Source organism: Streptomyces sp. NPDC048258 (assembly GCF_043201995.1).
Lineage (GTDB): Bacteria > Actinomycetota > Actinomycetes > Streptomycetales > Streptomycetaceae > Streptomyces.
This window is the reverse complement of sequence record NZ_JBICZH010000008.1, coordinates 93,882-107,797: the sequence shown is the minus strand read 5'-3', so window position 1 is coordinate 107,797 and position 13,916 is coordinate 93,882. Positions and strand designations below refer to the sequence as shown.

Sequence of the window (13,916 nt, the reverse complement as noted above, 5' to 3'; positions counted from 1 at the left end):
GGCGGTTCCGGCGCTGCGGCAGATCACTTGGGAGTGACCGCGGCGGCCGGGGTGTCCGCGGACTTCGCCGACTCCAGCAGGTACGGCACGTCGATCACCGCGACCCCCGGGGTGAACAGCAGCCGCGCCTTCAGCCGCAGCGCGTTCTGGTTGTGCAGGGGCTGCTCCCACCAGTGGCCGACCACGTACTCCGGGATCACCACCGACAGCATGTCGGTCGAGCTGTCCGCCGCCAGTTCCTCGACGTGGGTCAGGATCGGGCGCACCACCTCGCGGTACGGCGAGTGCAGGATCTTCAGCGGGAGGCCCGGGTCGTGCTCGGCCCAGTCCGCGCGGAGCCGGGCCGCCTCCTCCTCGTCCGCCGCGACCGTGACCGCCGTCAGCGTGTCGGGGCGCAGGCCTGCGCGTAGCCGAGGGCCTTCAGGGTCGGGGCGTGCACGGCGGCGACCAGGACCAGTACGTGGTGGCGGGCGGGCTTGCGCGGCTTCGCGCCGGGGGCGGCGGCGACCTCCTGGATGACCTGGTCGTAGTGGCGGCGTACGCCCTTCATGCCGAGGAAGAGCAGAGGCATGGCGATGACGACCAGCCAGGCGCCGTGCGTGAACTTGGTGATCAGGACGATGACCAGGACCAGCGCGGTCAGGGTGGCGCCGACCGCGTTGATGGCGAGCCGGCGGTGGATGTGCACCCGCTGCTCGCGCGGGGTGGCGGGCGAGGCGAGCTCTCCGCGCCAGTGCCGGACCATGCCCGCCTGGGAGAGGGTGAAGGAGACGAAGACGCCGATGATGTAGAGCTGGATGAGGCGGGTCAGTTCGGCGTCGAACGCGACGATCAGGGCGATGGCGACGAGCGCGAGGAGCACCACGCCGTTGGAGTAGACGAGCCGGTCGCCCCGGTTGAAGAGCTGGCGCGGCGCGTACCGGTCCTTGGCCAGGATCGAGGCGAGCATCGGGAAGCCGTTGAACGCGGTGTTCGCGGCGAGGATCAGCACTCCGGCGGTGACGGCCTGGAGCAGGTAGAAGAGGAAGTGCCAGCTGCCGAAGGTGGCACGGCCGATCTGGGCGAGGGCGGTGGAGGTCGCGGTGCCGGGGGGCAGGCCCAGTTCGGTGGGGTCGGCCGCGACGTGCACCTCGTACGTCATGGCGAGCGCGGTGATGCCCATGAACATGGTCACCGACAGCACGCCCATCGCGGCGAGGGTGGTCGCCGCGTTCTTCGCCTTGGGCTTCCGGAAGGCGGGGACGCCGTTGCTGATCGCCTCCACGCCGGTGAGGGCGGTACAGCCGGAGGCGAAGGCGCGCATCCCGAGGAGCACGAGCGCGAGGCCGGTGTAGGTGCCGACCGCGGTGATCGGCAGGTCGGCGGACTCGGCGCGGATGGTGTCGCCGGTCGCCAGCCGGACGGCGGCGCAGGCGAACATGAGGTAGATGACGAGGACGAAGCCGTAGGTGGGGATGGCGAAGACGCGCCCCGATTCGCGTACGCCGCGCAGGTTCATCAGGGTCAGCAGCACCACGAACCCCACCGAGAGGGCGACCTCGTGGTCGTTCAGCGCGGGGATGGCCGAGGTGATCGCGGCGACACCGGCGACGACGGAGACGGCGACGGTCATCACGTAGTCGACGAGCAGGGCGCTGGCGGCGGTCAGGGCGGCGGTCTGTCCGAGGTTCTCGGAGCTGACGATGTAGGCGCCGCCGCCTCCGGGGTAGGCGTGGCAGGTCTGCCGGTAGGAGGCGATGACGACCACGAGCAGAAAGACGATGGCGGCGGCCGCGTACCAGGTGAGGTGGAGCAGTGCGACGCCGCCGAGGGCGAGGATCAGCAGGATCTCCTGGGTGGCGTAGGCCACGGAGGAGAGCGGGTCGCTGCAGAAGATCGGCAGGGCGAGCCGTTTGGGCAGCAGGGTCTCGCCCAGGCGCGCGGTGTCGAGGGGTTCACCGACCAGCACGCGTTTCGCATTGATACGCCTCATGGAGGAATGATCGTGCACGTTTTGCACTGATCATCCCTTTTGCGGCCTGTGTCACCCGGCGAGCTCCTCCGCCCGCTGCGCCAGCCACAGGTCGTGACGGGCGCTCGGGGACTGGAGCAGGGAGCGTTCCAGCAGCGCCTCCACGCGGGACAGCCGCTTGCGGGCGCCCGGCACGGAAATGCCCAGCGCCCCGGCGGCCGGGACGAGTTGGGCGTTGTGCGCCAGCCACACGCGGACGGTCTCGCGGGCGCCGGGCGGAGCGCCCGGTCCGGTCAGCGGGCCCAGATGGGTACGGGCCCACGCGGTCAGGCGCGGATCGCGCAGCACCTCGTCGAGGTCGGGGGCCGCCGCCGCGTCCGCGCCCGGCCCTCCGCCCGGTCCTCCCCCCGGCGCCCCGCCCGGGGTCAGCCGCAGCGCCAGCGAGAGCGCCGCCTGGTCCGCGAGGCGGGCCAGGTCCAGGCCGAGCAGCGTCTCGACCAGACGGAGCCTGGCGGCCAGGGTGTTGCGGTGGATCTTCAGCAGCCGGGTCGCGTGCGAGGTGAAGTTCAACCAGGCGTGGGCGGTGGCCCGTAGTTCCTGCGCCCCGGGGTCCTGGGGGCGCCGGGGCGCGTGCGCGTGCAGGGGTGTGAGCAGGGCCCCCGCCCAGCCGGTCCCGGCTCCGTGGGCGGCGAGCGCCAGTTCGGGGCCCGGCCCGAAGCGGGCGTGGCGTTCGCCCCGGCCGCGGGCGACGGCCAGGGCGTGGAAGGCCTGGGTGTAGGCGGCGGGGGCCTCGCGCAGGCCCAGTTCCCCGCTGACCCCGACCGCGCAGTCCGGGGCCACTCCCACCAGCGCCCCGGCGAGGGGGTCGTGGTCGGCCGAAGCCGCCGCCAGGTCGGCCGGGACGAGCACGATGAGGTGGCGTACGTACACGGGGCAGCGCACGATCCAGGCCCGGCCGCCCGTCAGCTCCTCGCACAGCCGGGCCACTTCACCGCGCCGGCCGGTCCGGCATTCCACGACGTACATCCGCATCGGCTCGGGCAGCGAGGGCCCCAGCGCCCCGGCGATCTGGTGGGCGGTGGAGAGCCGGCCGTTCATCAGCAGGTGCAGCACGGCCTCGCGGGCCCGCGCCTCGGCGAGCCCGGCCCGCTCCTCCCGCCGCGCGGCATCCTCGGCGCGCAGTACGAGGGCCAGCGGTACGGCGGCGTCCGCGAGCAGCGTGGCCGCGCCGGGGTGGTGCGGCTGTTCCAGTACGGCGGCCAGCGCGCGCCCGCCGTCCAGCGCGAACAGCAGCGTGGCGGAGCCGCCGTGGTGCAGGACGGCCGACCGTACGCCGCGCGCGCTCATCTCGGCGGCGCCCCGCACGGCGGACTCGGGCCCCCGCCCCCGCTCGTCGGCGTCCACCACACCGGCCCACCCGCCCAGGTGGGCGGCGAGCCACTCCAGCAGCGCGGCCGAGCCTCCGGTGTGGGCGAGCCGGTGGACCTTGAGGATGTCGTCGGACCGGGGCACGGCCGCATTCAACCATCCGCCGCACACTGTGCGCAGTGATACCCGTCTCGCCGCGTCACTGGGCGCAGCGAACCCTGCGCACGGCTCCTCACCCGCGTAGGTTGGGCGTCGAGCGGCTGGATCCCGGCGCGGCGCAATTCGTTGGGCGCGGGGGAAGCACCGGGGTCCGCCGTCGCTCACATCCTGGCGGCGGCGCTGCGGATGGCCTCCCGGATGCGGAAGTACGTTCCGCACCGGCAGATGTTGGCGATGGCGTCGATGTCCTCGTCCGTGGGCGTGCTGGTCCGCTTGAGCAGGGCGACGGCCGCCATGATCTGGCCCGGCTGGCAGAAACCGCACTGGGCGACGTCCTGTTCGAGCCAGGCCTCCTGCACCGGGTGCAGCTCGTCCCCGTTCGCCAGCCCTTCGATGGTGGTCACCGACTTCCCCGCGCAGGCGGAGACGGGCACCACGCACGGCCGGATGTCGGAGCCGTCGAGATGGCTGGTGCAGGCCTTGCAGACGTCCACGCCGCAGCCGTACTTGGGGCCGTTGACCCCCAGCATGTCGCGGAGCACCCACAGCAGGGGCAGGTCGTCGGGCGCGTCCACGGTGACGCTCCGCCCGTTGACGGTGAAGGTGTGGGAGGGCACGGCGTACTCCTGGCTCGGGAACTGTCGGGGGCTGTCGCGGACCGGCGGGGGGCTTATCGCGGGTACGGGGTGAAGTCGACGTCGAAGTCGAGGGGGAAGCTGCGCGGCTTGGAACCGGTCGCCCGCGCCCAGGCGTTGGCGATCGCGCCGACCGCGGCGGGCACCCCCAGTTCGCCCGCGCCGCCCGGCTCCTCTCCGGTGGCCGGCAGTACGTGGACCCGTACGTCACGCGGGGTGTCGCGCTGCCGCGCCCAGTGGAACTGGCTGTAACTGCCCTCCAGCGGGAGCCCCTTGTCCAGGTGCAGGCCGGCGCGCAGGGTGGTGGAGATGGCGTCGGTGAGGCCGCCGATCATCTGGGCCTCCAGCCCGCGCGGGTTGACGGGCAGGCCCACGTCCACGGCGATGACCGCCTTGGTGACCCGGACGTGCTCCGGGTCGCGGGTGTCGATCTCGACGAGGCAGGCGGTGCGGGACTTGTACTCCTCGTGGAAGGCGATGCCCTGCGCGCATCCGGCGGGCATCGGCCGCCCCCACTGTCCTTCCGTGGCCGCCTTGTCGAGCACGGCGCGCTGGGCGTCGGTCTTCAGGAAGGTGCGGCGGAAGCGGTACGGGTCCTTGCCGGTCGCCGCGGCGAGTTCGTCGACCACGATCTCCTCGGCCCCGCGGGTGTTGGCGGAGTACACCGAGCGCCAGGAACCGGTGGGGATGCCGGTCGGCACCTCGGTGAGGGCCTGGGTGGTGAGGCCGAAGTGGTACGGGGACTTCACCGTGGTCAGGAAGAGGGTCTGGGCCAGGGTCGCGTTGCCGATGCCGAGCGGCAGGCTCGCGGCGGTGGCCGTGATGATCTCGCCGAGCCCGTGCCGGAAGTCGGTCTCGGCGGCGGCGACGCGGTGCTCGAAGCTGAGCACCTCGCCCAGGAGGTGGGTGGCCCTGATCTTGTGGTGGGTGGCGGGGCGCATCCGGCCGTGCCGGGTGTCGTCCACGCGGGTCCACATGAGCTTGACGGGGCGGCGGCAGGCCTTGGATATCCGCGCCGCCTCCAGGGCGGCGTCGAAGAAGAGCCGTCGGCCGAAGGAGCCGCCGGCCTGGACCACGTGCACCTTCACCTTGTCCAGCGGCAGGCCGAGGTCGGCGGCGATGGTCTCGCGGGCCACGATGGGGGACTTGAGCCCGGACCAGATCTCGGCGCGGTCCTCCCGTACGTCGGCGACGGCGGAGTTGGTCTCCATCGGGGCGTGGCTGACGAACGCGAAGTCGAACTCGGCGTCCACGTGCGGGGTCAGCAGCGGCGGCACCAGCAGCGGCGGGGTCGCGGCGCGCAGCTTCGTCCGGATCTGCGCGTCGGACAGCGCGTCGGCGGGGCCGGGGCCCCAGGTGACCTGGAGGGCGGCCTTGGCGTTCATGGCCTGGCCGAAGGTCTCGGCGACGACGGCGACCCCGGTCGGGACGGTCACCACGTGCAGGACGCCGGGCATGGCCTGGACGGCGGCGGTGTTGGCGACGGACTTCACGCTGCCGCCGAGGGTGGGCGGGCGGCGCACCACGCAGGGCTTGGCACCGGGCACGTCGAGGTCGAGGGTGTAGCGCTGGGCTCCGGTGACCATGGCGCGGGCGTCGACGCGGCTGGTCGGCCGCCCCACGAGGGTGTGCTTCGCGGTCTTCTTCGGGGTGGCGCCGAGGACGATCAGGCCGGGGTCGGCGGCGGCCGCGGCGAGCGAGCCGTAGTCGGCGGTGCGGCCGTCGGGGGCGCGGACGGCTCCGTTCGCGGTGGTCAGCGTGGCCGCGGAGAGGCCCCAGCGGCGGGCGGCGGCCGCGACGAGGCGGGCCCGGGCGGTGGCGGCGCACTGCCGGACCGGCCCGTAGAGGGAGCGGATGGAGTTGGAGGAGCCGGTGAGCTGGTTGAAGACCAACTCGGGCCGCGCGTCGTCCAGTTCCACACGTACGGCGGCCAGCGGCGCGTCGAGTTCCTCCGCGACCAGCATGGCCACGGCGGTGGTGAGGCCCTGGCCGACCTCCTCGCGCGGCAGCCGGAAGCGGATGGACCCGTCCGCTTCGACGGCGAGCGCCAGCAGGGCGGAGGTGGGCGCGCCGGCCAGGATGAACAGGTCGCCGAGGTCGATGACATCGGCGATGGCGGGCAGGCTCGGCACGACCGCGTGGGCCGGCTGCGGGGCCAGCGCGTCGGCGCCGGCGCGGGTGACGAGGGCGAGGGTCGGCGCCGCGACGAGATAGGTGAGGAAGGAGCGGCGGCTCTGGCCCGCCGGGTGGTTCTGCCCGGTCATGTGTCGTGTCCCCACCCTGCACGGGTCCGCTGAAGCGGACCTTCCCGGCTCGTTACCGACACGTAGGGTAGCGATCAAGGGGTTGAGGGGGAAGCCGTGGGACGCAACCCGGGGTCATTCGTTCGGGGGGTACCGCGCTGGGGCCGTCGATCCGTGCCGTATCGCGCGGGGGCCTCGTACACCTCGGTCGTACGAGCGATCCGGCCCGCACGCAAGGCCGGTTTCCGGCCGCGGGTTCCAGCCCGGTTCGGCCCCCCGGACCCGGCTTCGCGCAGACCCGGGAGGCAGGCGCGCCGGAGCCGATCATGGGGCCCTGACCTCGGCTGACCGGATTCGTTCGCACGCGGGGGCACGACCCCGGAAGGCCTGCGGCATATGCCATGAGCAAGTCCGACGCGGATGTTGCCAAACGTCTTACAGGCCGTCGCCGCCTGTGCAACAGTCGTAACCGGTCCTTCCTTCAGACTTGGCCGTGCCGCGCCTGTATCGGAGTTCTCATGCCGTCCCACTTGTTCGCGGACCGTCCCGCGCAACCGCCCGAGCCGGGGTCGGTGGACGCGCTGATCTCGCAGACCCGGCGGCTTCGGGGTGAAGTGGACGCGGTCCGCCGCGACACCGTCGTCGACGACGACGACGCCCAGGGCCGCTGGCAGCGCGCTCTGTGCGACCTCGCCGTCCACCACCTCGACGACCTCCGCGAGCACCTGGGTCAGCTCAAGGAGGGCCTGCCGCCCGCCGCCGAGACCGTCGAGCTCCCGTCGGCGGCGCCCGAAGCCGGTCCCGACGCGCAGACCCGCGTCGGGAGTGCCGAGTGGAACCTGCTGACCGACGAGGTCAGTTGGTCCGACGAGCTGTTCCAGATCTTCGGCCGGTCCCCCGAGGCGGGCGCGCTCCCGCTCGACGAGCTGGGCTCCACCCTGTTCTCCGAGGACCAGCCGCTGCTCACCGCGTGGGTCACCGCCTGCCTGGTGGACGGCAAACCGATCGACGGCGAGTTCCGCATCGTCCGGGCCGACGGCCGGGTCCGGACCTTGCACATGAGGGCCGAGCCGGTACTCGACTCCGACGGCTGCACGGCCTCCATGTGGGCCGTGCTGCGGGATGTGAGTGAACTGCGCCGGAGCCAGCGGGCGGTGCGCGAGTCCCGTGACTCGCTCCAGCGCCGGCGGGAGATCGCGCAGACCGAGCACCGGCTGGCGGTCGAGCTGCAGGAAGCCGTGCTCCCCCCGTGGCGCGGCTCCCTGCGGTTCCCGCACAGCAGTACGGGCACGCTCGACGTGGCCGCGCACTACCTGCCGTCGGCGACCAGCGCACTGATCGGCGGCGACTGGTACGACGCCCTCGAACTCCCCGGCGGACGCTCGCTGCTGACGGTCGGCGATCTGACCGGGCACGGGGTCACCGCCACCTCCGGGATGGCGATGATGCTCGGCGCCCTGCGCGGGATGGCCATGGCCGGCATCGAGCCGGGCCCCCTCATGGGCTGGCTCAACCAGCTCCTGGAGACCTCCGTACAGCCCGCGCTCGGCTCGGCCGTGTGCTGCCGCTACGACCCCGCGCGCCGCGTGCTCTCCTGGGCGCAGGCCGGACATCCGGCCCCCCTGCTGTTCCGCCGCGGCTCCGGCCGCTCCCTGGCTCCGCCGGAGGGCGTCCTCCTGGGAGCCACCTCCGGAGCCTCGTACGGGCAGGCCGAGGAACGCCTGGAGGTCGGCGACGTACTCGTCCTGCACACGGACGGGCTGACGCCGCGCAGCATCGAGTTCAGCCGGGCCGACGGAACCGAGCGGCTGCTGGCGCTCGCACCCCGGTTCTCGGCGGCGCGGTCGGCGCAGGACTGCGTGCGGATGGTGATCGAGGAGTTCGGCGAGAGCGAGCGCGAGGACGACGCCTGTGTGCTGGTGGCCCGCGTCGGATCCTGAGCGGTGATCAGCCGTACGGGCTTCAGGGCCGCGCCGGAAGGCGCGGCCTTCCTCGTCTCCGTACGCCTTTCGCCACTACACCTCCGTGCCGCGCGGGCTGCGCGGTGCCGGGATGTCGGGGAGGGCCAGTTCGATCTCCTCGCGCAGGTCCTCGATGCGCGCGTACCCCGCGTACTGCCCGGTGAGCCGGTACATCTCGCGCAGCCGGTCCCATGTCCGGTGCGAGGAGGTCTCGTTCATCGACACCAGGGCCAGCCGGGCGTAGCGGTCGGCCTGTTCGGGGTCGTCGGCGATGAAGCAGGCCGAGGCCATCGAGATGTAGTCGAAGATCTGCGAGCGCTGGTAGCCGTCGCCGCGCAGCCGGAGGGCTTCCCTGGCGTGGCGGGCGGCGATCGGCGCCGCCGTGGCGTCGTGGTCGGCGAGGGTGCGGTACGCCAGGGCCTGCATGCCGTGCAGGTCCGCCTCGTCGAAGTGCTGCATCCAGCTCGGCGGCGGTACGTCGCCCTTGTCGGAGACGAACAGTTCCTCCGCCTCGCCCAGGGTGCGGCGCATGGCCTGGCCCTTGCCCATGGCGGCCTGCGCCCAGGCCTCGATGGTGTGCAGCATGGCGCGGGTGCGCGGCAGCGTCTGCTCGCCGGAGCCGGACTGGGCCAGCTTCATCAGGTCCAGGGCCTCGTTCGGCTTGCCGAGGTGGACCATCTGGCGGGCGGCGCGGGAGAGCGCCTCGCCGGCGCGCGGCCGGTCGCCGCCCTCGCGCGCGGCGTGCGCGGCGATGACGAAGTACTTCTGCGCCGTGGGTTCGAGGCCCACGTCGTGGGACATCCAGCCGGCGAGCACGGCGAGGTTGGCCGCCACCCCCCACAGCCGCCGCTGGAGGTGGTCGGGGTGGTGGTAGGCGAGCATCCCGCCCACCTCGTTGAGCTGGCCGACGACCGCCTTGCGCTGGAGGCCGCCTCCCCTGGAGGCGTCCCAGGCGCGGAACACCTCGACGGAGCGCTCCAGCGCCTCGATCTCCTGGGAGCCGATGGGGGCCGCCTCGTAGCGGTCGTAGCCCGCTGGGTCGGCCTGGAAGGACTCCCCGAAGCGCTGGGCCTCCTTGGCGTGGGCGGGGTCGGTGTGGAGCCAGTCGTACATGGCGTTGCTGAGGGCGGAGCCGGCGGTGAGCACGGCGCCCGCGCCCATCAGACCGCGACGGTTGAGCATGAGGTCCATTCCCGTGAATTCGGTGAGGACCGCGGCTGTGCGTTCGGGCGCCCAGGGCATTCCGTCGGGGTTCTCCTGCGCCCCGTCCGGCTGCCGTCTGTTGGTGCGCCGCTGCCGTACGAACCCGAGGTCCTCGATGGTCACGACACGACCGAGCCGCTCGGTGAACAGTGCTGCCAGTACCGTGGGCACCGGTTCGCGCGGGGTCTCCCCCATGTCGATCCAGCGCCGTACCCGCGAGGTGTCGGTGGCCAGCTGGGGGTGGCCCATGGCCGCCGCCTGCCTGTTGACCATCCTCGCCAGTTCGCCCTTCGACCAGCCGGCGAGGCCGAACAGGTCGTTCAAGCGGGTGTTCGGACCTTTGCTCACGTCAAGCCCCCAGGTTCTCGGCTGAGTTGACAGTAACCCGCCGTCAGATGCCCAGGGACTATTCGCCAGGCTTCGCCAGGGCACGCTCGATGATGCGCCACCCACGGCCGGGTGTGTGGTTGGAATGCGCCTCCCCGCCCCGGTTCACCGGCGGAACTCCCCAGGGTGAAGTACGGGATCCGGCGGGGCGGCGTACGTAAATCGTCGGCGCACGAAGGGATCCGTAACGCCATGTACGCAGCAACGTCCTCCGTGTCCGCCCCGGTCCGGCCGCACCGCACGCTCCAGGCGGGCGGCGGCCCCTACCTCGAACCCGGCCGCCCCGCCGCTCCGGCGCAGGGCGCCGTACGGGCACGGCGGATGCCGGGAGCCGGATCGCAGCCGCTCAGTGGAAGAATCGACCTCTCGGGGCCGCAAGGGGCGCAACTGCGCACCGCACTCGCCTCGGTGCAGCGGATCTGTCCGGAGTTCGCGCCGGTCCAGGTGCTGCGGCGCAGCGGCCGGTCGGTCCTCCTGGTGGGCACCACCGGACGGATGACCGCCGTCGCGAAGGTTTTACTGGACCATTCGCCCGAGTGGCGCGAGCGGTACCGGCACGAAATAGTGGCGTACCGGGCGTTCGTCCGGCATCGCCCGCCGGTCCGGGTGCCGCGGCTGATCGCCGCCGACCCGGAGAACTGCGTACTGATCGTCGAGCGGATGGCGGGCCGGGTCGCGGCGCTGCAGCGGCATCCCGTGGAGGCCCCGCCGCGGGTCGACCTGCGGGCGGCCCTGGGCGCGGTGTGCCGGGTCAACCAGTGGCGTCCGCCGACCGATCTGTTCGGGACCCCGCTGAACTATGCGCGGCGGATCGCCCGCGACTACGAGCTGGGCCTGCTGACGGACCGGGACCTCGGTGACCTGCAGAAGCTGCTGCACGGCGTGAAGCTGTCGGGCACGGCTCTGCAGTTCAACCACGGTGACGCGCTCCTGTCGAACCTGCTGCTGTCCCCGGCCGGGCCGGTGCTCCTGGACTGGGAGCACGCGGGCTGGTACCTGCCGGGCTACGACCTGGCCACCCTGTGGACGGTGCTGGGCGACGCCCCGGCCGCGCGCAGCCAGATCAGCCGGCTCGCGCAGTCGGCCGGACCGGCGGTGCGGGACGCCTTCCTGATCAACCTGATGCTGGTGCTCACCCGGGAGATCCGGATGTCGGAGACGGCGGTCCAGCGCTCCATGCTGGCGACCGCTCCGGCCCAGCCCCTGTCGGCGGGCGCCCTGTCGTCCGGCGAGGAGCAGCGGCTGCTGCTGCGCCGCCTGCACGACGACGCCGGGATGGCCCGCGGAGCGATCCGCGCGGCGGTCGGCACCCGCTGACGCGTCCCGCGTCCCCCTACGCGAAGTCCCGTGGCCCCCACCGCCACGGGACTTCGCTCGTACGCAGGTGCGTACGCGGGCTCGTACGCAGGTGCGTACGCGGGCTCGTACGCCGGTGCGTACGCCTCTGGACCGTCCTCGCGGCGGCTGCGTCTGCTACGCCCGCCGGTGCTGTGGGGCCCGCTGCCAGGCGTGGTGACGGTGGCGCACCGGAGGCGGCGACGCCGGATGGCTTGACATCACATGATCCCCCGAACACCTTTTCTGACTCAGCATCAGAATGCTGGAGCCGCCCTCTCCCTCCCCACGCCGCTGGAGCCTGCCCATGACCGCGAGCCCCGCCTCACCCAGCAGTTCCCCCTCCGCGCTCCCCTCCCGCCGGACGGTCCTCGCCGGGGCCGGAGCCGGGGTGGTGGCGGCCACCGTGCCGCCGGCCGCCGCGGCGCGCGCCGCCGGTGCCCAGGACGGGCCCTCGCTCGGTGAGTACGACGTCGTCGTGGTCGGTTCCGGTGCCGCCGGGATGACCGCCGCGCTCACCGCGGCCAAGCGGGGGCTGAGCGTCCTGGTGGTGGAGAAGGCGCCCACCTTCGGCGGGTCCGCCGCGCGCTCGGGGGCCGGGATCTGGCTGCCCAACAACTCGGTGATCCTGGGCGCGGGGGTGCCGGACACCCCGCAGAAGGCGGCGTCGTACCTCTCCGCCGTCGTCGGGCCCGAGGTGCCGGCGGACCGGCAGGCCGCCTTCCTCGCGAACGGGCCGCGGATGCTGGACTTCGTGATGGCCAACAGCCCGCTCAGGTTCCGCTTCATGGAGGGGTACAGCGACTACTACCCCAACCTGCCGGGCGGGCTGCCGAACGGCCGGTCCATCGAGCCGGACCAGATCGACGGGAACGTCCTGGGCGCCGAACTGGCCCGCCTGAACCCGGCGTACATGCCGGTCCCCGCCGGGATGGTGGTGTTCAGCCAGGACTACAAGTGGCTGAACCTGGCGGCCGTTAACGCCAAGGGCCTGGCCGTCTCCACCGAGTGCCTGGCGCGCGGCACGAAGGCGGCGCTGCTCGGGCAGAAGCCGCTGACGATGGGCCAGGCCCTGGCGGCCGGGCTGCGCGCCGGGCTGCAGCGGGCGGGGGTGCCGGTGTGGCTGAACAGCCCGCTGGTGGACCTGGTCCGGGAGGCCGGCACGGGAGGTCCCGTGACGGGGGTGGTGGTGGAGAAGGAGGGCGTACGGGGCACCGTACGGGCCCGGCGCGGGGTGGTCATCGGCTCGGGCGGCTTCGAGCACAACGCGCAGATGCGGGCGCAGTACCAGCAGCAGCCGATCGGCACCCAGTGGTCGGTGGGCGCGAAGGAGAACACGGGCGACGGGATCCGGGCGGGGCAGCGGGCCGGGGCGGCGCTGGCGCTGATGGAGGACGCGTGGTGGGGCCCGTCGATCCCGCTGCCCGGGGAGCCGTACTTCTGCCTCGCCGAACGGACCCTGCCGGGCGGGCTGATCGTGAACGGGAACGGCGCGCGGTTCGTCAACGAGGCGGCCCCGTACAGCGATGTGGTGCACGTGATGTACGAGAAGGACCGGGGCGCGACCGGTTCGCACATCCCGGCGTGGCTGATCGTGGACCAGAACTACCGCAACAAGTACCTGTTCAAGGACGTCCTGCCGACGATCGTCTTCCCGGACTCGTGGTACGAGGCGGGCGCGGCGAAGAAGGCCTGGACGTGGGACGCGCTGGCGGGCCAGATCGGGGTCCCCGCGGCGGCGCTGAGGGCGACCTTGAACCGGTTCAACGCGCAGGCGTGGAACGGGACCGACTCCGACTTCCACCGGGGCGACACGGCGTACGACCACTACTACACGGACCCGGGGGTGACACCGAACTCGTGCCTGGCGCCGGTCTGGGCGCCACCGTTCCACGCCTTCAAGATCGTGCCGGGTGACCTGGGCACGAAGGGCGGCATCGTGACGGACGCGCGGGCCCGGGCGCTGAGGGCGGACGGCTCGGTGATCCGGGGCCTGTACGCGGCGGGGAACGCGAGCGCGGCGGTGATGGGCCACAGCTACGCGGGAGCCGGATCGACGATCGGCCCCGCGATGACGTTCGGCTACGTGGCGGCGAACGACATCGCGGACGCGTGATTCCTGCGGATCGGCCGGATCAGCCCTGCTGGAAGAGCTCGGCGGGGAGCGGCTTCAGGAGGGCGTAGAGGTCATCGGTGATCGGGCGGTCCCAGCTGGCGATGGTGACCAGCACGTTGTCGCTGCGGTCGAACTGGACGCAGGAGATGCGGGACTCCGACAGCTTGATCTTCCGGACGATGAGGAGGTTGTCGCCCTGCATGACGGGGCAGTCCTCGACTCCGGTGACCTCGACGTCCTCGTCGTTCTCGAGGGCGTCGAGGAGCTGGGCCACCTCGAAGGGGATCTGGCCGTCGGCGAGCTCCCGGGCCGGGGAGCCCTCGGGAAGGTTGCCGATGATCATCGCGGGGCCGCGTCCGCCGAACAGGTCGTAGCGGAGGAAGACACCCTGGCAGCTGCCGTCGGGCGCGGGCAGCAGCCCGGCCCCGAGATTGCCCGGCCAGTCCCCCGGGTCCATGGCCAGGACGTCGAAGTCCGGGCCGGCGGGTGTGGCGGCGCGGTGGCGGCGGAGGAAGGACATGCCGCCATGGTACGTGGCCGGGCGAAGATTTCCGGCCC

Annotated in this window: 8 protein-coding genes and 1 pseudogene; 3 read left to right on the top strand and 6 right to left on the bottom strand. The window is 72.8% G+C overall.

Going from position 1 to position 13,916, the window contains the following annotated elements:
• Positions 1-23: 23 nt before the first annotated feature.
• The 4 genes and pseudogenes from ACGFYQ_RS19795 to ACGFYQ_RS19780 all read right to left on the bottom strand — a co-directional run bounded on the left by ACGFYQ_RS19795 (position 24) and on the right by ACGFYQ_RS19780 (position 6,377).
• Positions 24-1,972 (bottom strand): annotated as a pseudogene (locus tag ACGFYQ_RS19795) (APC family permease).
• 51 nt (positions 1,973-2,023) lie between these two features.
• Entirely contained in the window at positions 2,024-3,463 is a 1,440-nt protein-coding gene (locus ACGFYQ_RS19790) for a PucR family transcriptional regulator (protein WP_393745521.1), read from the bottom strand.
• A gap of 176 nt (positions 3,464-3,639) precedes the next feature.
• Entirely contained in the window at positions 3,640-4,095 is a 456-nt protein-coding gene (locus ACGFYQ_RS19785) for a (2Fe-2S)-binding protein (protein WP_393745519.1), read from the bottom strand.
• A gap of 53 nt (positions 4,096-4,148) precedes the next feature.
• Positions 4,149-6,377 (bottom strand): molybdopterin cofactor-binding domain-containing protein, encoded by a 2,229-nt coding sequence (locus ACGFYQ_RS19780; RefSeq protein WP_393745517.1) that lies wholly within the window; start codon positions 6,375-6,377, stop codon positions 4,149-4,151.
• A gap of 497 nt (positions 6,378-6,874) precedes the next feature.
• Between ACGFYQ_RS19780 and ACGFYQ_RS19775 the strand changes: the two genes are divergently transcribed.
• Positions 6,875-8,296, top strand: a complete 1,422-nt coding sequence (locus tag ACGFYQ_RS19775) for a PP2C family protein-serine/threonine phosphatase (protein WP_393745515.1) — start codon at positions 6,875-6,877, stop codon at positions 8,294-8,296.
• A gap of 75 nt (positions 8,297-8,371) precedes the next feature.
• Here ACGFYQ_RS19775 and ACGFYQ_RS19770 read toward each other — a convergent pair whose 3' ends face one another.
• Positions 8,372-9,868, bottom strand: coding sequence for a hypothetical protein (locus ACGFYQ_RS19770; RefSeq protein WP_393745513.1), 1,497 nt, complete (start codon positions 9,866-9,868; stop codon positions 8,372-8,374).
• Between the two features lie 231 nt (positions 9,869-10,099).
• Here ACGFYQ_RS19770 and ACGFYQ_RS19765 point away from each other — a divergent pair, with 231 nt between their 5' ends.
• Both ACGFYQ_RS19765 and kstD read left to right on the top strand, forming a co-directional pair.
• The gene (locus ACGFYQ_RS19765) at positions 10,100-11,224 is read left to right on the top strand and encodes an aminoglycoside phosphotransferase family protein (RefSeq protein WP_393745511.1); all 1,125 of its coding nucleotides are present in this window, start codon (positions 10,100-10,102) and stop codon (positions 11,222-11,224) included.
• Between the two features lie 325 nt (positions 11,225-11,549).
• Positions 11,550-13,358 (top strand): 3-oxosteroid 1-dehydrogenase, encoded by a 1,809-nt coding sequence (gene kstD / locus ACGFYQ_RS19760; RefSeq protein WP_393745508.1) that lies wholly within the window; start codon positions 11,550-11,552, stop codon positions 13,356-13,358.
• Between the two features lie 19 nt (positions 13,359-13,377).
• Here the strand turns inward: kstD and ACGFYQ_RS19755 are convergent, their stop codons facing one another.
• Complete coding sequence (locus ACGFYQ_RS19755; RefSeq protein ID WP_393745506.1) at positions 13,378-13,878, bottom strand: hypothetical protein; 501 nt, start codon at positions 13,876-13,878, stop codon at positions 13,378-13,380.
• Between the last annotated feature and the right edge of the window lie 38 nt (positions 13,879-13,916).

What these genes read in the sequence shown, in the direction of transcription:
- ACGFYQ_RS19755 (WP_393745506.1), bottom strand. Translation starts at nt 13,878, where the DNA reads ATGTCCTTCCTCCGCCGCCACCGCGCCGCCACACCCGCCGGCCCGGAC.
- kstD (WP_393745508.1), top strand. Translation starts at nt 11,550, where the DNA reads ATGACCGCGAGCCCCGCCTCACCCAGCAGTTCCCCCTCCGCGCTCCCC.
- ACGFYQ_RS19775 (WP_393745515.1), top strand. Translation starts at nt 6,875, where the DNA reads ATGCCGTCCCACTTGTTCGCGGACCGTCCCGCGCAACCGCCCGAGCCG.
- ACGFYQ_RS19765 (WP_393745511.1), top strand. Translation starts at nt 10,100, where the DNA reads ATGTACGCAGCAACGTCCTCCGTGTCCGCCCCGGTCCGGCCGCACCGC.
- ACGFYQ_RS19780 (WP_393745517.1), bottom strand. Translation starts at nt 6,377, where the DNA reads ATGACCGGGCAGAACCACCCGGCGGGCCAGAGCCGCCGCTCCTTCCTC.